This is a genomic window from Streptomyces sp. NPDC050418 (assembly GCF_044458745.1).
Classification (GTDB): domain Bacteria; phylum Actinomycetota; class Actinomycetes; order Streptomycetales; family Streptomycetaceae; genus Streptomyces.
Window position 1 is genome coordinate 179,899 of sequence record NZ_JBITIG010000012.1, and the last position, 19,028, is coordinate 198,926.

At 71.8% G+C, this 19,028-nt stretch carries 15 protein-coding genes; 5 read left to right on the forward strand and 10 right to left on the reverse strand.

Translation table 11 applies throughout. The features are described 5' to 3' along the window. Positions 1-54 precede the first annotated feature (54 nt). On the reverse strand, positions 55-3,402 hold the full coding sequence (locus ACIBI4_RS27875; protein ID WP_399206829.1) for a BTAD domain-containing putative transcriptional regulator: 3,348 nt from the start codon (positions 3,400-3,402) through the stop codon (positions 55-57). A 123-nt stretch (positions 3,403-3,525) separates the two neighbouring features. Here ACIBI4_RS27875 and ACIBI4_RS27880 point away from each other — a divergent pair, with 123 nt between their 5' ends. The 3 genes from ACIBI4_RS27880 (at position 3,526) to ACIBI4_RS27890 (ending at position 7,162) form a co-directional block, all read left to right on the forward strand. Then, positions 3,526-5,118, forward strand: a complete 1,593-nt coding sequence (locus ACIBI4_RS27880; protein WP_399206830.1) for an MFS transporter — start codon at positions 3,526-3,528, stop codon at positions 5,116-5,118. 106 nt (positions 5,119-5,224) lie between these two features. Then, positions 5,225-5,905, forward strand: coding sequence for a TetR/AcrR family transcriptional regulator (locus ACIBI4_RS27885; RefSeq protein WP_399206831.1), 681 nt, complete (start codon positions 5,225-5,227; stop codon positions 5,903-5,905). Positions 5,906-6,142: 237 nt separating this feature from the next. After that, on the forward strand, positions 6,143-7,162 hold the full coding sequence (locus ACIBI4_RS27890; RefSeq protein ID WP_399206833.1) for an endonuclease/exonuclease/phosphatase family protein: 1,020 nt from the start codon (positions 6,143-6,145) through the stop codon (positions 7,160-7,162). A 106-nt stretch (positions 7,163-7,268) separates the two neighbouring features. Here ACIBI4_RS27890 and ACIBI4_RS27895 read toward each other — a convergent pair whose 3' ends face one another. The 7 genes from ACIBI4_RS27895 to ACIBI4_RS27925 form a co-directional block, all read right to left on the reverse strand. Beyond that, on the reverse strand, positions 7,269-8,180 hold the full coding sequence (locus ACIBI4_RS27895) for a DUF4190 domain-containing protein (protein ID WP_399206834.1): 912 nt from the start codon (positions 8,178-8,180) through the stop codon (positions 7,269-7,271). 192 nt (positions 8,181-8,372) lie between these two features. Further along, a complete protein-coding gene (locus tag ACIBI4_RS27900; protein ID WP_399206835.1) occupies positions 8,373-8,837 on the reverse strand; it encodes a DUF5990 family protein in 465 nt (154 codons plus the stop codon). A 61-nt stretch (positions 8,838-8,898) separates the two neighbouring features. Further along, a complete protein-coding gene (locus ACIBI4_RS27905) occupies positions 8,899-9,744 on the reverse strand; it encodes an alpha/beta fold hydrolase (RefSeq protein ID WP_399206837.1) in 846 nt (281 codons plus the stop codon). Next, positions 9,741-10,448: a DUF998 domain-containing protein gene (locus tag ACIBI4_RS27910; protein WP_399206838.1), complete on the reverse strand. Its 708-nt coding sequence runs from the start codon at positions 10,446-10,448 to the stop codon at positions 9,741-9,743. The genes ACIBI4_RS27905 and ACIBI4_RS27910 overlap by 4 nt, the downstream gene beginning before the upstream one ends. A 64-nt stretch (positions 10,449-10,512) precedes the next feature. Next, the gene (locus ACIBI4_RS27915; RefSeq protein ID WP_399206839.1) at positions 10,513-11,964 is read right to left on the reverse strand and encodes an APC family permease; all 1,452 of its coding nucleotides are present in this window, start codon (positions 11,962-11,964) and stop codon (positions 10,513-10,515) included. Between the two features lie 49 nt (positions 11,965-12,013). After that, the gene (locus ACIBI4_RS27920; RefSeq protein ID WP_399206840.1) at positions 12,014-12,643 is read right to left on the reverse strand and encodes a DUF305 domain-containing protein; all 630 of its coding nucleotides are present in this window, start codon (positions 12,641-12,643) and stop codon (positions 12,014-12,016) included. A gap of 22 nt (positions 12,644-12,665) precedes the next feature. Next, positions 12,666-13,328, reverse strand: a complete 663-nt coding sequence (locus tag ACIBI4_RS27925; RefSeq protein ID WP_399206841.1) for a DUF3105 domain-containing protein — start codon at positions 13,326-13,328, stop codon at positions 12,666-12,668. Positions 13,329-13,557: 229 nt separating this feature from the next. Here ACIBI4_RS27925 and ACIBI4_RS27930 point away from each other — a divergent pair, with 229 nt between their 5' ends. Next, positions 13,558-14,919, forward strand: coding sequence for a glutamine synthetase family protein (locus ACIBI4_RS27930; protein ID WP_399206842.1), 1,362 nt, complete (start codon positions 13,558-13,560; stop codon positions 14,917-14,919). Positions 14,920-14,984: 65 nt separating this feature from the next. Here ACIBI4_RS27930 and ACIBI4_RS27935 read toward each other — a convergent pair whose 3' ends face one another. Together ACIBI4_RS27935 and ACIBI4_RS27940 are read right to left on the reverse strand one after the other, a co-directional pair. Further along, positions 14,985-15,359 (reverse strand): hypothetical protein, encoded by a 375-nt coding sequence (locus ACIBI4_RS27935; protein WP_399206844.1) that lies wholly within the window; start codon positions 15,357-15,359, stop codon positions 14,985-14,987. A gap of 56 nt (positions 15,360-15,415) precedes the next feature. Continuing rightward, on the reverse strand, positions 15,416-15,847 hold the full coding sequence (locus ACIBI4_RS27940; protein ID WP_399206845.1) for a VOC family protein: 432 nt from the start codon (positions 15,845-15,847) through the stop codon (positions 15,416-15,418). 148 nt (positions 15,848-15,995) lie between these two features. On the opposite strand from ACIBI4_RS27940, the gene ACIBI4_RS27945 reads away from it, so the two are divergent. Then, entirely contained in the window at positions 15,996-18,986 is a 2,991-nt protein-coding gene (locus tag ACIBI4_RS27945) for a bifunctional [glutamine synthetase] adenylyltransferase/[glutamine synthetase]-adenylyl-L-tyrosine phosphorylase (protein ID WP_399206847.1), read from the forward strand. The last annotated feature ends 42 nt before the right edge of the window (positions 18,987-19,028 follow it).

A 19,028-nucleotide genomic window follows, 5' to 3' on the forward strand; every position in this document is an offset into this window, starting at 1 on the left:
CGGACGCCCCCCGGAACCTGATCCGCCCGTCGGATCGCGTCCCGCGGCACCGGATCAGAAAAGGGCGGCGGCCTCCTCCACGGAGAGGCCGCCGCCTTCCGTGTACGCCCGCTCGTACGCCGCGTCGTCGAGCAGGTCCCGGACCGCCGCCTCCGCGCTCGCGCGCAGCTCCCGCTCGTACTGCGGTGCCACATGCTTGACGGGCCGCTGCGCGTCGGACGCGCCGAGCACCCGGGCCGCGTCCGGGCCCCGGCCGAGCCCGGCCAGCGCCAGGGCCGCCAACGACAAGTGGGTCCAGGTCAGTTGCGGCATCACCATCTGCGGCATCGGGTCGAGTGCGCGCTCCAGCGCGGTCCCGGCCCGCTCCAGCGCCGACTCGTAGTGGCCGTCCACCCCGTCGAGCCAGCCCATCATGCCCATGATCATGCCCTGGAACATCGCGATCGGGCCCGCGCTGAACTGCGCGTTCAGCCATTCCAGACACGCACGCGCCTCATCGGTGCGGCCGGTGCGGCCCAGCCTCAGCGCCAGGAACAGCCGGGCGAAGGCCTGGGCTTCGAGCACCGCCGGATCGGTCTCGGCGATCACCTCGCGCAGCAGCCGCTCGGCCTCGTCTCCCTGGTCGAGTTCGGCCAGCGCCCCGCCGGCCAGCCGGGCCTTGAGCACCATCACCTGGGTGGGGGCACCGATGCGTTCGGTGTGCACGATCGCCGCACGGTAGTCCTCGGCGGCCCGCGCGTACTCGCCCCGCCGCTCCCAGGCCTCCCCGCGCGCCGACAGCGCCTCCGCCTTCCCCCAGACGTCGCCGAGCTCGGTGTAGATCGCGAGCGCCTCGTCCGCGGCGTCGCACGCGCCGTCGGCCCATTCGCCGCGGTTGGCGAGGATGTTGGCCCGCATCTGCAGCGAGGCGGCCAGCTCCCAGCGGTAGCCGAGGTCCCGGCAGGCCTGCACGCTCTGCGCGCTGAGCTCCAGGACGTCGAAGGGCTCCCCGCTCATCAGCCGCGCGAAGAACCACAGCGATCCGGGCATCCGGGAGGTCTGCGGCATGCCGACCCGGTACGTCGCGACGACGGCCTGCAGCATGTCGCGCTGGGAGTCGTCCGACCAGATCTCCCGGCCGTGGTCCTGCGTGGCCATCCGGATCAGCCGCACCCCGCGCCGCGCCTCCTGAAGGACCTCGGGGCTCATCGGCGGCGGCGCGTCCGTGCACCGCTCGTGCACCTCGGGGGCGGGCGTCACCGGCCACGTGAACGGGTCGGGACCGAGCTCGGCGGCGGCGCTCGACCAGTGCTGCCCCTCGGCCCGCTGGTCCCGGATCTGCCAGTACCAGCACAGCGCGTGGACCAGGCAGAGCGCCTCCTGCTCGTCGCGCAGGGCGACGGCACGCCGCAGCGCGTTGCGCAGGTTCTCGTACTCGGTCTCGATCCGCCGGATCGCCTCGAACTGCCGGCTGCCGCGCAGCAACGGATCGCTGGTACGGGCCAGTTCGCGGTAGTGCACGAGGTGCGCCCGCTCGGCCAGGGCCCGTTCCCCTGCCTCGTCGAGCCGTTCGGCCGCGTACTCGGCGACCGTCTCCAGCAGCCGGTAGCGCATCCCGCCCTCGGCCGTGGGCGCCGCCACGACCAGCGACTTGTCGACGAGCGAACCGAGCAGCTCGATGACGTCGCGCCGGTCCACCATCAGATGCAGATGGCAGGCGGCGTCCCCGTCCGTCTCGGGCACCGCACCGCACACAGCCTCCGCGGCCGCGAGATCGCAGCCGCGCGCAACCACCGACAGGCGCCGCAGCACGGCCTTCTCGGGATCGTCCAGCAGTTCCCAGGACCAGTCGACGACGGCCCGCAGCGTCTGCTGCCGCGGCAGGACCGTACGGCTGCCGCCGGTCAGGAGCCGGAAGCGGTCGTCGAGGCGGTCGGCGATCTGGCGCGTCGTGAGCATCCGCAGCCGGGCCGCGGCGAGTTCGATGGCGAGCGGCTGGCCGTCGAGACGGCGGCAGATCTCCTCGGCCGCGGCCCGGTCGTCCCCGACCGAGAAGCCGGGCCGCGCGGCCGCACCGCGCTCGTCCAGCAGCCGCAGCGCCATGTCCTCGGGCAGCGGCCCGAGCGGCCGCACCAACTCGCCCGGTACGCCCAGGGGTTCACGGCTCGTGGCAAGCACCGTGAGACCGGGGCAGCGTGCGAGCAGGTACGCGAGCATGTCGGCCGCCGCGCCGATGACATGCTCGCAGTTGTCGAGGACGAGCAGCACTTCGCGGCGCGCGAGATGTTCCACGAGACGTACGAGGGGGTCCTGGCCGTGCCGGTCCACGGACCGCAGCTCTTCGGCGCCCGCCCCGTACAGGACCGTCTCGCGCGCACCGAGCGCGGTGAGCACCGCTTCCGGTACGGCGTCGTGGTCGGCGTCGGCGCTCACCGGGGCCAGCTCGGCGAGCCAGACGCCGTCTTGGTAGTCGAGCCCGTCGGCGGCCTCCTGCGAGAGCCGGGTCTTGCCCGCGCCGCCGGGGCCGAGCAGGGTCACCAGGCGCGCCCCTGCGAGTGCGCCGCGCAGGGTCGCGAGGTCGTCCTCGCGGCCGATGAAGGAAGTGAGCCGGGCCCGCAGATTGCCCTTGCGGGCGGGGACCTCGGGCCCTGCGGGCGCCTGGCGGGCCCGCACCGGGGAGGGATCCGACGCGGCCACCGGCTCCAGCAACTCCGCGTGCAGCGCCCGCAGTTCGGCCCCGGGATCCGCGCCCAGTCGATCGGCGAGCCGCTCCCGTACCGCCTCGTACGCGGCCAGCGCCTCGGCCGTACGCCCCGCGTCGCGCAGCGCGCGCAGCCGCAGAGCCTGCAGCGGTTCGTCCAGCGGGTGCGCCTCGGCGAAGCCGCTCAGCTCCGGCAGGACCTGCTCGGCCCGACCGAGCCCCAGCGCCGCCGCGAACCTGCCACGGCGCGCCTCGAACCGGCGCGCCTCCCAGCGGGCCGCCTCGGAGGCGCCGTCGGGCAGATCGGCGAGCGCGGGGCCGCGCCACAGCGCGAGCGCCTCGTCGTACAGGGCCGTGGCCTTGACCGGGTCGTCGTCGGCCAGCGCGCCCGCCGCCTCGGACGCGAGCCGTTCGAAACGGTACGCGTCCACGTCCTCGCGCTCGGCAGCCAGCAGATAGCCGCCGGGCCCCAGTTCGACCGCCTCCGCGCCGAGCGACCTGCGCAGCCGCCCGACCAGCGCCTGCAGCGCCGCGCCCGCGTCGGCGGGCGGTTCGCCGTCCCACACCTCGTCGACGAGGCGGGCGGTGGCGACCGCCCGCCCGGGAGTGAGTGCGAGCACGGTGAGCAGCGCGCGCAGCCGCGCACCGCCCAAGGTCACGGGGGTGCCGTCGGACTGGTGGGCCTGGGTGGTGCCGAGGACGGAATAGTGCACGCGTGCCATTGTCCCCCGATGGTGCGGCGGCCTCGCAAAGGAGTCGCACCAACCCGCCCCGTACGGGTAAAGACTCCTTAAGGAGTTCCAATACGAGACGGTGCCGTATCGAAAAGGCGCTAGGGTCGACGCATGACGACTCCCGCTCCTCCCGCCGTACCCCGGATACCCGAAGCCGTGCACCGCCGCCGCTGGGCGATCCTCGGTGTGCTGATGCTCAGCCTGCTGATCGTCGTGCTCGACAACTCGATCCTGAACGTGGCGGTCAAGACGATCTCCGAGCCGGCGCCCACCGGCCTCGGCGCCACGCAGGGCGAGCTGGAGTGGGCGATCAACTCGTACACGCTGGTCTTCGCCGGGCTCCTGTTCACCGCCGGGCTCCTCGGCGACCGGATCGGCCGCAAGAAGATGCTGCTCCTCGGGCTCGTGGTGTTCGGCGCCGGCTCCCTGCTCGCCGCGCTCGCGGGCTCGCCGGGTGAACTCGTCGGGTTCCGCGCCGTCATGGGCTTCGGCGCCGCGTTCGTGATGCCCGCCACGCTCGCCATCCTGATGAACGTCTTCGAACGGGACGAGCAGCCCAAGGCGATCGGCATCTGGGCCGCGGGCGTCGGGCTCGCCATCGCCATCGGGCCCATCACGGGCGGACTGCTGCTCGACCACTTCTGGTGGGGCTCGGTCTTCCTGGTCAACGTGCCGATCGTGCTGCTCGCGATCGTCCTCATGGTCGTGCTCGTGCCGGACTCCCGTGACCCGAACCCGGGCCGGATCGACCCCGTCGGCGTGCTGCTGTCCGTCCTCGGTCTCGTCCTGCTCGTCTACGGGATCATCGAGGGCGGCCGCCTCGCCGACTTCACCGACCCGATGGTGCTCGCCACCGCGGGCGCGGGACTCGCCGTCCTCGTCGTGTTCGTGGTGCACCAGAAGCGCAGCGACCACCCGTCGATCGACGTCACCTACTTCAAGAACAAGGTGTTCTCGGCCGCCATCGCGGCCATCGCCCTGGTCTTCTTCGCCCTCATGGGCGTCACGTTCTTCGCCGTCTTCTACCTGCAGAGCGTGCGCGGCTACAGCCCGCTGGAGTCCGGGCTGCTCCTGATCCCGCTCGCCGCGGCCCAGCTGATCTTCGCGCCGCGCGCCCGGCTCGTCGTCGACCGCTTCGGCAACAAGGCCGTCACCACCGCGGGTCTGCTGGTGATCGCCGCGATGCTGGGCGCGTTCGCGCTGCTCGACGCGGACACCCCGATCTGGCTGCTCGAAGTCATCTTCTTCCTGATGGGCACGGGGATGGCGCACATCATGACCCCGGTGAGCGTCGTCATCATGCAGGCCCTGCCGCGCGAGAAGGCCGGTTCGGCCTCCGCGCTCAGCAACACCTTCCGGCAGGTCGGCGGCGCGCTCGGCATCGCGGTGCTCGGCTCGGTGCTCTCCGCCGCCTACCGCTCCGACATCGAGCAGCACCTCGGCGCGCTGCCCGCCGGCGCGCAGCACGCGGCCGGCGAGTCCATCGAGGCGACCCTCGGCGTGGCCCGCTCGCTCGGCGAGCGCGGCGAGGCCCTCGTCCTGCCCGCGCATGACGCCTTCCTGCACGCGATGCACATCACCGCCCTGTGCGGGGCGGGCGTCGCGCTGGTCGGCGCCGCGGTCGTCGCCCTGTTCCTGCCGGGCCGCCCGCCGGCCGCGGACACGCCCGCCGAGGAGGCTGAGCCGGTGAAGGCGAGCAGCTGACGGCGGGGGAGCGGGCGACGGGGAGCGGGCGGGAGCGGCCGGCGGGCGCCGTCGCCTGAGCGACAATGACGACGGCTTTCCAGGGCGTACGACGGGAGCGCGGACCATGAGCCTGAGGGACCGGCACGAGCAGTGGCACGAGCAGCACCGGCCGCTGACAGGTCCGCGCGGCCCCCGCCCCGACAAGGCGGTACGCGGCCGGCCGCGCAGCGAGGCCGCCGAGCGGGCGATCATCGAGGGCGTGATGAGCCTCCTGGAGGAGGGCGTCGCGCTCGGCGACATGTCGATCGAGCGGATCGCCCGCAAGGCGGGCGTCGGCAAGGCCACCATCTACCGCCGCTGGAAGGGCAAGGAGGAGCTCTTCGTCGAGGTCATGCGCGTGATGGACGCGCCCGACCAGGAGCTCGCGGGCGATTGTGTACGCGACGACCTCGTCGTCATCATCGAGGCGATCCGCCAACGCGGCCTCGCCAAGCGGTCCTCCGCGCTGCTCGCCAACCTTCTCGCCCAGGCCAAGAACTATCCGCAGCTGTGGGAGCTCTACCACGACGAGGTCGTCGCGCCACGCCGCGGCCGGGTCATGGAGGTGCTGCGGCGCGGTATCGCCGCGGGCGAGATCCGGGGCGACCTGGACCTCTCCGTGATGGGCGACCTGCTCACCGGCCCCATGCTGGCCCGCACGATCCTCAGCATCGACGCACCGCTGCCCGAGGACCTCCCCGCCACGATCGTGGACACCGTCCTCGAAGGCCTGCGCCTGCCGGGACCGCCGCCGTCCGCACCGTGAGCGGCGGCACGTCCGTACCGTGAGCGGCGACACGTCCCTGGTGTGCGCGTTTCGTCACAGAGCCCGTCGCGCACCCCTCCCGCGGAACTGTCCGCGCCCGGCACCCGTCCTCGTAGCAGTACGGCCGTCCAAGGGACCCCGGGCCCTGTCCAGGTTCCGCACGGCAAGGCACGGCACCGCCATCACCTAGGGTCGACCGGGTACGAGGACGGTGTGCACGGCGAATGAGGCGACGGTATGGCGCAGGCGTATATGACGGAGACGGGGAACAACGGCTCGGGACCTGAGCACCGTTCCCGTGTCCGGCGCCTGCTCGACTCGTGGCGGCACGACCGCGACATCTGGCGGCGCGGCATCGTCGTCGCCGTCCTCGCGGTGCTCCTCGCCCTCGTCCTCGGACTGCACTCGCGCATCCCCAACAAGATCGGCAACCTCGGCTCGCTCGCCGAGACCTTCCTGCCGTGGCTCGGGCTCTTCGTGCCCGTCCTGCTCGTCGTCGCCGTGCTGCGCAAGTCGGCCACGGCCCTGATCGCGGTCCTGCTCCCGGCCCTGGTGTGGGTGAACCTCTTCGGCGGCCTGATCTTCGACAAGTCCTCCGCGGGCGGCGATCTCACGGTCGCCACGCACAACGTCAACGCCGAGAACCCCGACCCCGAGGGCACCGCCCGCAAGATCGCCTCGTCCGGCGCCCAGGTGGTCGCCCTGGAGGAGCTGACGGCCGACGCGCTGCCCACGTACAAGAAGGTCCTCGCCGAGACCTATCCGTACGCGGCGGTGGAGGGCACCGTCGGCGTCTGGAGCAAGTACCCGCTCAGCGACTCGCGGTCCGTGGACATCAAGATGGGCTGGACCCGCGCGCTGCGCACCACCGTCGACTCCCCGAAGGGGCAGTTCGCGGTGTACGTGGCGCATCTGCCGTCCGTGCGCGTCAAGTTGAACGCCGGGTTCACGGCCGAGCAGCGCGACAGCAGCGCCGAGGCGCTCGGTGTCGCGATCCGCGAGGACCGGGTCGAGAAGCTGGTGCTGCTCGGCGACCTCAACGGCACGATGAACGACCGCGCGCTGTCCCCGGTCACCTCGCAACTGCGCTCCACGCAGGGTGCGGCGGGGGACGGCTTCGGGTTCAGCTGGCCGGCGTCGTTCCCGATGGCGCGGATCGACCAGATCATGGTGCGCGGCCTCGAGCCGGTGAAGTCCTGGACGCTGGACGGGACCGGCAGCGACCATCTGCCGGTGGCGGCGTCGGTGGAGCTCTGAGGCCCGGACACAGGTCCTGGGGCCATGCAGAACGACGAACGGGTCCTTCGGCCGGAGAGCCGAAGGACCCGTTCGCGTTGTGGTCCCTGTCCCGGGACCCGGGGGACTACTTGGCCGCACCCGCCCAGAACGCTTCCTCGTAGTCGAGGATCGCGGGGGTCAGCTCCAGCTGCAGGTCCTTCTCGGCGCCGGCCGGCACGGAGAAGGCGTACTTCGCCGTGGCCTTCTTGCCGGGCAGGACCGAGCCGTTGAAGGGCTTGGTGCCGTTGCTGCCGTCGAAGACCATCTCGGCGTCGGCACCCTCGCCGTCACGCAGGGACGGAAGCGCGCCGGAGATGTCGAGCTTCTCCTTGCCGCCGTTCTCGATGGTGATCGTGAACTGGAAGGCCTTGTTGCCCTTCTCGTGGCCCGCGGCGTACTGGTCCGGGGTGTACGAGACCGGCTTCGAGACGGTGACGACGACACCGTCGTCGTACTTGTAGCTGTCGCCGAAGGCCGCCGCGTCGTCGCTGCCCGCGGAGTCGCCGGAACCGGCGTCGTCGGAGCCCGAGTCGGAGCCCGAGGACGAGTCGTCGGAGGACGACTTGTCGCCCTTCTCGACCTGGGTGATCTCGTCGTTCACCTTGTCCACGGCGTCGCTGACGATGAGCACCGCGAAGACCAGCCACACCGAGGACGCCAGCAGTGCGATACCGCCGAGGATGGCGCCCGCGAGGGCCACACCGCCGTTGGTCGCCTCGCCGCGCTTGGCGCGGCCGCGGCCTATGAGGCCGAAGATCAGCGCGAGGATGCCGAGGACGATACCGACCCAGATGGTCAGGAACAGCACCGTGCCGATGATGCCGAGCACGAGACCGGCGATGCCCAGACCGTTGCGCGGCTGCATCATGTACGGGCCCGGCGGCGGGGCCATCGGGTACGGGGAGCCGGGCACCGGGGGAGCCTGGTGCGGGGCGGGGCCGGAGGCCGGCGGCGGGGCCCAGGGGGATTCGGGGCCGGGCGGCGGCGGAGTGGTCATTTTGGTCCTTGTGCGCGAGCGGTGTGATTTTGCGGCAACCGTAACAGAGGCTTATCCGGGCTTTATCAGGGGCTTCACCTGCGCGAACGCGGGGGGTGCCGGGTGGTGTCGGCGCCAGGACGTGATAAAGGGCGCGCGGGGTGCGGAAGGGCCGGGAACCCCGCGGAACCGGGCGTTACGGAACGGGAGTTGTTACGGCAGCGGGCGCCAGGAGATCAACGGCGGGCGGACCGCCGCGCACAGCGGCATACCGCACTCGTCCGTCAGGGGCAGCGAGCCCTCGGCCGCGCCCGACTCCACCAGAGCGTCGGGCAGGTCGGCGAAGAAGATCTTCGCGCGCCGGAACATAGCGAACTCCCCGCCCTGCGGCAGCTCGCCCCACGTCAGATACAGGAAGCGCGCCTCGCGCCTGCCGTGCACATACGGCCCCCGGAAGTCGACCGTCCCGTCCGCCGTCGTCACCGTGCCGACCGTGAACTCCCAGACCGCCCCGCCCGCGTCGCCCGCCACCGGACCCTCCGGGTCCCGCCCGCGCTGCACGGCGACATGCACGTCGTCGTACGAGCCGCAGGAGCGGCCGGGCAGGTCACGCCCGACGAGGCGCAGGCGCAGCTCGCCCCGGGTGGTGGCGGAGGCGGCGGTGGCGGGCGGAGTCATGCGTCCATCTCAGCACGGCGCACTGACAACGCGGTTCGCCGGCGTGGCAGCTCGTCGGCCATCAGGGCCCACCGGCGGCGTCACTCACGGACAGCACGGCCCGCGCGACCTCCTCGGGCCGGTCGAGCGGCACCAGGTGCCCGGCGTCGGGCACCACGCGGTACGCGGCGCCCAGCTCTTTCGCCAGGGCGCCCTGCAGCCGTAGCCAGTGCGGGTCGGAGCCCGCCGCGAGGACCGTCGCGGGCAGCGCGTCGGTGAGGGGGAACTGGCGTCGTACGTAGACCAGTTGGGCCGCCACGTCGGGATACGTCGTGTACTCCGCGAGCAGCGCCCGCAGCGAACGGCTCGTCCCGTACGTACGGCGCACGAGCGCGTACGGCGCAGGATCCCCGCCCCGGCGGCCGCGCGCCAGCCGGACCGCGGCGCGCCGCCCCGCGGGCCCCAGCGCGTACGGCACCCCGGCCGCGCTCAACGCGCCCGCGGCGAGGCGGGTGAGGCCGGTGTGCAGGGCGGGGGCGGGCCGGGGCCGCGCGGCCGGTTCGACGCTGGAGTCGACCAGGACGAGCCCGGCCGTGCGCCCGGGGTGCAGCCGCGCGAACGCCTCCGCGTGGAAGCCGCCCAGGGAGTGCCCGGCCACCGTGACCGGCCCGTCGAGGCCGCACGCGTCGAGGATCCGGGCGATCCGGTCCGCCTCGCCGGCCAGCGAGGGCGGTACGGGCGACGGTGCGCTGAGCCCGAGTCCGGGCCGGTCGAAGCGGACCACGGTGCGGTGCCCGGCAAGCGGCGCGGCGACCGCGTCCCAGTCGAACCAGGCCATCCCGAGCCCCGGCGTGAGCACGCAGACGGGCCCGTCGCCCTCGACGACGACATGGTGGGCCACTCCGCCGATCCGTACGAACGTGGTCATCCGCGTCCTCCTGGGCCGGGCGCCCCGCCCGGCCGCCGCCCCACCTCGTACGCGAACAACCCCAGCCACACTGCGATGAGCAGCACCTGCGAGCGCTGGCCCAGGCCGAGCAGCCAGGTTCCCTTGCCCGCCTGGAACGCCGCGACCGACGCAAGGACCCAGACGGTGACGCCCAGTTCGGCCGAGGCGAGCCACGGGCCGACGCGGGCGACGAGCGGCCACCGGCCGTAGCGGCGGGCCGCCGCCGTCAGGGCGACGATGCCGGCCAGGGCGCCGAACACCGCGACCGAACTGCTCACCGCGTGCGCCGTGTGCGTGGCGGGCACCAGGCCCGCCGTCTCGCGCGCCGCGCACTCCGGGTCGGCCGTCGGGGTGCAGCTCAGCGGCAGCCGCGAGTCGATCGCCGTCGCCGCGCCGAACAGCGCGAGCCCGGCCCATCCGGCCGTCGTCCACCGCCCGCGCGGCCGGTCCCGCACCAGACCCCACACGGCGCCGCTCAGCACGAGCAGCCCCGCCACGAGGTCCGTCGTACGGAAGACGCCGCCCAGGGGTTCGCTGCGCGCGGCCAGTTCGCTGACGTAGGTCCGTATCGGATCGAGACCGGTGGAGACCACGACCTCCAGGACCCACGCGGTGTACGCGACCGCGCCCAGGCCGAGCAGCACGGCGGCGGGCCGCAGACCGCGGGAACGGGAAGGGGTCATCGCTGCACACACCACCGGGAGGGACATAGTGGGGCAAACCCTACGCCCCTCCCGGAGTCGGTCTTCACTCCACCGGGGCCCGGGCCCCTTGGTACTCGGGGTGCACCCAGCTCGGCTTGCGGAACTTGAGGAAGGCCAGCGGGATGATCAGCCCCAGCACGAGCAGCCCGCCGCCGACGATCAGCAGATAGCGCCACAGCGGACCGTCGCCGAACTGGTCCGGCGGCACGAAGCCGATGACCATCGCGCAGGCCGAGGCGACGAAGCCGACGCCCGCGACCAGCGTCACGGCCGGGACCACGAAGCCGCGCGGCCGGTCCGGCTGACTGCGGCGCAGCTTCACCACGGCCACGAACATCAGCAGATACGCGATCAGATAGATCTGCACCGTGATGACGGAGAACATCCAGTACGCGGACGACACATCCGAGCTGAACGCGTAGAGCACACCGATCAGGGTGGTGATCACACCCTGGGCGATCATGATGTTCTGCGGCACGCCATGGGAGTTCAGCTTCTGCAGGAACGGCGGCAGATACCCCTCCTGCCGCGACAGCTGCACCAGCCCCTTCGCGGGACCCGCCAGCCAGGTCAGCATCCCGCCGAGCGCCGCCATCACCACCATGATCCCGACGATCTTCGTCATCCAGGCGACGCCGAAATGGTCGAAGAAGGCGTGGAAGGCCTGCATCAGACCGGCCGTCAGGCTGGTGTTCTCGGCGGGCAGGACCCAGCTGATGGCGAGGGCCGGAAGGATGAAGATCAGCAGCACCAGGCCCGTGGCCATGAAGATCGACCGCGGGTACTCCGAGCGCGGCTCGCGCAGGCTGGAGACGTGCACGCCGTTCATCTCCATGCCCGCGTACGAGAGGAAGTTGTTGACGATCAGGACCAGGCTGGCCAGACCCGTCCACGGCGGCAGCCAGTGGTCGGCGCTCATCGGCGCCTCGGACGGATTGCCCTGCGCGAGGAAGACGATGCCGAGCACCACCAGGACGACACCCGGGATCAGCGTGCCGATGATCAGGCCCAGGCTGGACAGACCGGCCACCGTCTTCGTGCCGCGCGAAGTGATCCAGACGCCGGTCCAGTAGATGACGACGATGACGATCGCGACGTAGAGCCCGTTCTCGGCGAGGCTCGGATGGATGACGTACGCGAAGGTCGAGGCCACGTAAGCGAGAAGGCTCGGGTAGTACGCGATGGTCATCGCGAACTGGCACCAGACCGCGAGGAATCCCAGCGGCTTGCCGAGCGCCTCGCTCACCCACCGGTAGATGCCGCCCGTCCAGCCGGACGCCAGCTCGGCGCCGACCAGGGCGGTGGGCAGCAGGAAGACGATCGCGGGCAGCAGATAGAGGAAGATCGCGGCGAGCCCGTAGATCGCCATGGAGGGGGAGGGGCGCAGGCTCGCCACGGAGGCGGTCGTCATCAGGGCGAGCGTCACCCAGGAGATGAACTGCCGCTTCGTACCGTCGTCGGAGACCTGGTCCTTGACCTCGTCGGTGGTCGTCATGAGGTCATGATCAATCCGGTACGGGCGGTCCGCACGCCGAGCGAAACGGCTACCGAGGCTTGGCGCCGCGCTCCTTGAGCAGGTCCGCCATCAGGTCGATCTCCGACTCCTGCGCGTCGACCATCCCCTGCGCGAGCCGCTTCTCCACGCCCACCGTGCAGCGCTCCACACAGCCCTCGGCCATGTGCACACCGCCCTTGTGATGGTCGGTCATGAGCTGCAGATAGAAGATCTCGGCTTCCTTGCCGCTCAGCTTCCCGAGCCGCTCGAGCTCCGTCTTCGTGGCCATGCCCGGCATCAGCGCGCCGTCGTGCCCGGGCGCCGGAGAGGCCGGCATGTCCATCCAGCCCATCGGCTCGTCACCGGACGCGATCGGCAGCCCCCACAGGTTGAGCCAGCCGAGCAGCATGCCGCGCTGGTTCGCCTGGGTGTTGGCGATGTCGTACGCGAGCCGGCGGATGTCCTCGTTCTGTGTGCGGTCACGCACGATGAACGACATCTCGACGGCCTGCTGGTGGTGCACGGCCATGTCCCGGGCGAAACCGGCGTCCGCCGAGTCCGTCGAGGGCGAGGCCGTGGCGGAGGGGGGCGCCGGGTCGTCCGAGCCGTCGGCGAGCGCGAGAGTCATCCCGCCGCCCGCCGCGAGGACGACCGCGGCCGCGATCCCCAGCATGGTCATGCGCTTCACAGGAACGATCCGATCACTGAGCCAGTCCGTTGGTGCAGGCGGCGCCCGGCTCGGGGGTCTGCTCGCCCTGTACGTACTTGGCGAAGAAGCTGTCCACGCGCTTGTCCTTCGCGGAGTCCACGGTCACCTGCTTGCCCCACGCGGTCAGCATCAGCGCACCCTTCTGACCCTCGACCGGGCTCATCAGGGAGTACGGAGTGGCCTTGACCTTCTCCTGGAGCGCCTTGAGGTCGGCGTCCTTCGCCTGCTTGTTGTAGGTGACCCACACGGCGCCGTGCTCCAGGGAGTGCACCGCGTTCATGTCCGGGATCGCCTTCTCGTAGACGTCCCCGTTGCAGTTCATCCAGACCTGGTTGTGGTCGCCGCCGACCGGGGGCGTCTGCGGGTACGTCACCTGCTTGGTGACGTGGTTGCGCCCCAGCTTCTTGGCGTCGAACTCCTCAAGGCCCTTGATGTCCGCATTGGCGGCGGCCTTCACCTTGGCGTCTTCCTTGTCCTGCTTGTTCTGCTCGTTGATGAACAGATACGAGCCGAAGCCGACGAGACCGACCACTATGACCGTGCTGATCCCGATGGTGAGCAGGCGGTTGCGGCGCTCGCGGGCCTGTTCGGCGCGGCGCATCTCCTCTATGCGGGCCCGACGGTCGGCGGAGGAGTTCTTGCGGGCGGAACCCATGGCTCGTGTGTCCGTTCTCCAGTGGCAGGTGGGCTAGCTGATGTTATCCGTGGCCTGTCGCCACGTCAGCCGCCCCGGTACCCCGGAAGATCCCGCCCGGTTTGCAACGTGCCCGAAACCGTGTGGTGGGATGCTCAGGTGACCCCGGGAAGACGCGCACATGAGCGGCCCGGGACGATGCGCACACTCCGGTGGTCGGCCGGCCGGCGAGGATGGGTGGAAAGTCGACATGGACAAGCAGCAGGAATTCGTGCTCCGTACGCTCGAGGAGCGCGACATCCGTTTCGTGCGCCTGTGGTTCACCGACGTCCTCGGCTTCCTGAAGTCGGTCGCCGTGGCCCCCGCCGAGCTGGAGCAGGCCTTCGACGAGGGCATCGGCTTCGACGGCTCGGCGATCGAGGGCTTCGCCCGGGTCTACGAGTCCGACATGATCGCCAAGCCGGACCCCGTCACGTTCCAGATCCTGCCGTGGCGCGCGGAGGCTCCCGGTACGGCCCGGATGTTCTGCGACATCCTGATGCCCGACGGCTCCCCGTCCTTCGCCGACCCGCGCTATGTCCTCAAGCGCGCGCTCGCCAAGTCCTCCGACCTGGGCTTCACCTTCTACACCCACCCCGAGATCGAGTTCTTCCTCCTGAAGAACAAGCCGCTCGACGGCACGCGCCCCACCCCCGCCGACAACTCCGGCTACTTCGACCACACCCCGCAGAACGTCGGCATGGACTTCCGCCGGCAGGCCATCACGATGCTCGAATCCATGGGCATCTCGGTCGAGTTCAGCCACCACGAGGGCGCGCCCGGGCAGCAGGAGATCGATCTGCGGTACGCGGACGCGCTCTCCACGGCGGACAACATCATGACGTTCCGCCTCGTCATGAAGCAGGTCGCCCTGGAGCAGGGCGTGCAGGCCACCTTCATGCCGAAGCCGTTCTCGGAACACCCGGGTTCGGGCATGCACACGCATCTCTCGCTCTTCGAGGGCGACCGCAACGCGTTCTACGAGTCGGGCGCCGAGTACCAGCTCTCGAAGGTCGGCCGCTCCTTCATCGCGGGCCTGCTCAAGCACGCCGCCGAGATCGCCGCCGTCACCAACCAGTGGGTCAACTCCTACAAGCGCATCTGGGGCGGCTCGGAGCGCACCGCGGGCGCGGGCGGCGAGGCGCCCTCGTACATCTGCTGGGGGCACAACAACCGCTCGGCGCTGATCCGGGTCCCGATGTACAAGCCCGGCAAGATCGGCTCGGCGCGCGTCGAGGTCCGCTCCCTCGACTCGGGCTGCAACCCCTATCTGGCGTACGCGGTGCTGCTCGCCGCGGGCCTCAAGGGCATTGAGGAGGGCTACGAGCTCCCGCCGGGCGCCGACGACGACGTGTGGGCGCTGCGGGACGCGGAGCGCCGCGCGATGGGCATCGAGCCGCTGCCGCAGAACCTGGGCGAGGCGATCGCGCTCATGGAGCGCTCGGAACTCGTCGCCGAGACGCTCGGTGAGCACGTCTACGACTTCTTCCTGCGCAACAAGAAGCAGGAGTGGGAGGAGTACCGCAGCGAGGTCACGGCGTTCGAGCTGCGGAAGAATCTGCCGGTGCTCTGAGGCGGCGGCATCCGCTTGCGTGATCCGGGCCGGTCGGGGGTGATCCCGCCGGCCCGGATCCGTTGCTACGCGACGGGGGCCGGGGTCACCGCGTCGAACAGCGGCCACGCGTCCACCTCGGTCGTTCCCGAGTCGGGGAACGGTTCGTGCGTGAGGTGCTCGTCGAGCAGGGCCCGGACGCTCCCGGGCTCGTACAGGTTGAGGTAGGCGCGGTCCGGCATGCGCACCGCCGCGCCCTGGTCGAAGGAGCATTCGGCGATGAGGCGGTCGGGTCCTGGACGGAACACGAACCGCAGCCGGGCCCGGCTGCCCGGCCGCCACAGCGTCACGGTGCTGCGGCACCCGTCGTAGCCGCGCACACGGTCGTGCCGGTGCGCGAAGCACCACTCGTACACCGCGTCATCGGTCACCAGGCGGCGGATCCGCCGTCTTCTCGTCATGACGCCCGACCTTAGGGCGGGCGGACCGTGTCCGGCCTCCGGTTTTCCGCGGCCGCTCAGCGTTCCGACAGCGGGGCCGGGGCCTCCTGGATGATCCAGCCGTTGCCGTCCGGGTCCGAGAACGTGGCGAAGGAGTTCCACGTCTCGCCCTTGCCGGGCTCCCAGCCCGATGCGCCGACGTGCATGATCTCCGACAGGTCGAGGCCGCGGGCGCGCAGTTCGGCATGCGCGGCCTCGATGTCCGTGACGCAGACCTGCAGCCCCTGCAGCGAGCCCGGCTCCATCGATTTCTGGCCCGGTGTCCTCGGCATGCCCTCCTCCAGCGCGATCGAGCAGCGCGAGCCGGGCGGGGTGATCTGGACGATCCGGATGCCCGGGGCGACCTGCTGGTCGAGGTCGACCTTGAAGCCGCACCGGTCGGCGTAGAAATCCTTGGCGCGGTCCACGTCGGAGACAGGGATCTGCACTACTTCGAGGGTGTACTCCATGGCTTCACCATGCCCTGGCCGGTACCGCCCGGCGACACGGAACGCGCCGCGCCGGATCCGGCACTTCGCGTTGCGCCCGCCGACCTGTGGCCGAGGCCGCCCTCCGACTAGGCTCGACCCGGACCTTGATCGACGGAAGGGGTCGCGGATGACCGTGTCAGGGCGCAGGAGCAGTGCCTTCACGAGACTGTTGCGGCACGGGTTCACCGATCCCTCCGCGGCCGAGCGGCATCTGCAGAGTCCGCATCTGGCCTCCCTTCAGTCCAGCCCCGTCCTCCTCGACGCCCTCGGCGCCACCGCCGACCCGGATCTCGCACTTCTCGGCCTCGTGCGCCTCGTGGAGGCGCAGCCCGACGACGAGCAGCGGCGGATGCTGCTCGACACCCTCCTTGCCGGGAAACCGCTGAGGGACCGCCTGCTCGGCGTGCTCGGCGCCTCCGAGGCGCTCGGCGACCATCTGGCCCGCCACCCCGGCGACTGGCACGCCCTCGTCACGTACGAGGCGAGCGATCTGCACCCGGGCGTCGAGGAGTTCGAGCAAGGGCTCGCCCACGCCACGGATCCGGTGACCCTGCGCGTCGCGTACCGCCGCTGTCTGCTGTCGATCGCCGCACGGGACGTGTGCGGGACCACCGATGTCGCCGAGACCGCCGCCGAGCTGGCGGACCTCGCCACCGCCACGCTGCGCGCCGCCGTCGCCATCGCGCGCGCGGCCGCGCCCGAGGACGACGCGCTGTGCCGGCTCGCCGTGATCGCGATGGGCAAGTGCGGTGGCCACGAGCTGAATTACGTGTCCGACGTGGACGTCATCTTCGTGGCCGCCGCGGCCGACGGCGCCGAGGAGGGCAAGGCGCTGCAGGCCGCGACCCGGCTCGCCTCGCACATGATGCGGATCTGCTCGGAGACGACCGTCGAGGGGACCATCTGGCCCGTCGACGCCAATCTGCGCCCCGAGGGCCGCAACGGGCCGCTCGTACGGACCCTCGCCAGCCACCTCGCGTACTACCAGCGCTGGGCCAAGACCTGGGAGTTCCAGGCGCTGCTCAAGGCACGGCCGGTCGCCGGCGACCCGGAACTCGGCCAGGAGTACGTGGACACGCTCGCGCCGCTGGTGTGGCAGGCCGCCGAGCGGGACAACTTCGTGCCCGACGTGCAGAAGATGCGCCGCAGGGTCGTCGACAGCATTCCGCGGGCCGAGCTGGAGCGTGAGCTGAAGCTCGGTCCCGGCGGGCTGCGGGACGTCGAATTCGCCGTACAGCTCCTGCAGTTGGTGCACGGCCGCGGCGACACCTCCCTCCGCAGCGGCTCCACCCTGGAGGCACTGAACGCGCTCGCCGCCGGCGGGTACGTGGGGCGTGCGGACGCCGCCCAGCTCGACGAGGCGTACCGCTTCCTGCGCGCCATGGAGCACCGCATCCAGCTCCACCGGCTGCGGCGCACCCATCTCGTACCGGAGGACGAGGCCGACCTGCGGCGGCTCGGGCGCTCGCTCGGGCTGCGCACCGAACCCGTCACCGAGCTCAACAAGGCCTGGCGCAAGCACAGTTCGGCCGTGCGGCGGCTGCACGAGAAGCTGTTCTACCGGCCGCTGCTCGACGCCGTCGCCCAGCTCGCGCCCGGCGAGATCCGGCTGTCCACGGACGCCGCCCGCGAGCGGCTCGTGGCGCTCGGCTACAACGACCCGGCGGCCGCGCTGCGCCACCTGGAGGCGCTCGCCTCCGGTGTCTCGCGCAAGGCCGCGATCCAGCGCACGCTCCTGCCGGTGCTGCTCGGCTGGTTCGCGGACTCCGCCGACCCCGACGCGGGCCTCCTCGGCTTCCGCAAGGTCTCCGACGCGCTCGGCAAGACCCCCTGGTACCTGCGGCTGCTGCGCGACGAAGGCGCCGCCGCCGAGAACCTCGCGCGGGTCCTGTCGGCCGGCCGGTTCGCCCCCGATCTGCTGATGCGCGCGCCCGAGGCGGTGGCGCTGCTCGGCGACGCCAGGGGCCTGGAGCCGCGCGGCCACGCCCACCTGGAGCAGGAGATCCTCGCGGCGGTGGGCCGCGCCGACGGCGCCGAGCAGGCGGTGGCCGCGGCCCGCGGGGTGCGGCGGCGCGAACTGTTCCGGATCGCCGCGGCGGACCTCATCCGGTCGTACGGGACGGAGGAGCACCCCGCCGAGGCCGACCCGGGGGCGCTGGTGGACCTCGTCGGTGCCGCGGTCTCCGACCTCACGGCCGCGACGCTCGCGGGCACGCTGCGGGCGGTCGTGCGCCAGGGCTGGGGCGACGAGCTGCCGACCCGGTTCGCGGTCATCGGCATGGGCCGCTTCGGCGGGCACGAGCTGGGCTACGGCTCCGACGCCGACGTGATCTTCGTGCACGAGCCGCGCGAGGGCGTGGACGAGCAGGAGGCGACGAAGGCGGCGGTCACGGTGGTCGCCGAGATGCGCCGGCTCCTGGAGATCCCGAGCCAGGACCCGCCGCTCCTGATCGACACGGATCTGCGGCCCGAGGGCAAGAACGGGGCGCTGGTCCGGACGCTGAAGTCGTACGAGGCGTACTACCGGCGCTGGTCGCACGTCTGGGAGAGCCAGGCGCTGCTGCGGGCCGAACCCGTGGCGGGCGACGCGGAGCTCGGGGCGCGGTTCATGGACCTGGTCGCCTCGCTGCGCTACCCCGCCGAGGGCCTCGGCGAGGACGCCGTACGGGAGATCCGGCGGCTCAAGGCGCGCATGGAGACCGAGCGGCTGCCGCGCGGTGCCGACCCCACGCTGCACGCGAAGCTCGGGCGCGGCGGCCTGTCCGACGTGGAGTGGACCGTGCAGCTGCTGCAGCTCCAGCACGGCTGGGCCGAGCCGGGGCTGCGGACCACGCGGACCCGTCAGGCGCTGGCGGCGGCGCGGGCGGCGGAGCTGATCTCGACCGAGGACGCGGCCGTCCTGGACGAGGCCTGGGTACTGGCCACGCGCGTGCGCAACGCGGTGATGCTGGTGCGCGGGCGGGCCGGGGACACGTTCCCCTCGGAGGGCCGTGAGCTGGCCGCCGTGGGCCGGTACCTGGGCTACGGCCCGGGCCTGGTCGGCGACCTGCTCGACGACTACCGGCGGGCGACGCGACGGGCCCGTGCCGTCGTGGAGGAGCTGTTCTACGGGGCGTAGGGCCGGTCAGGGTGCCAGGGCCCGGAAAGCGGCAGGGCCCGG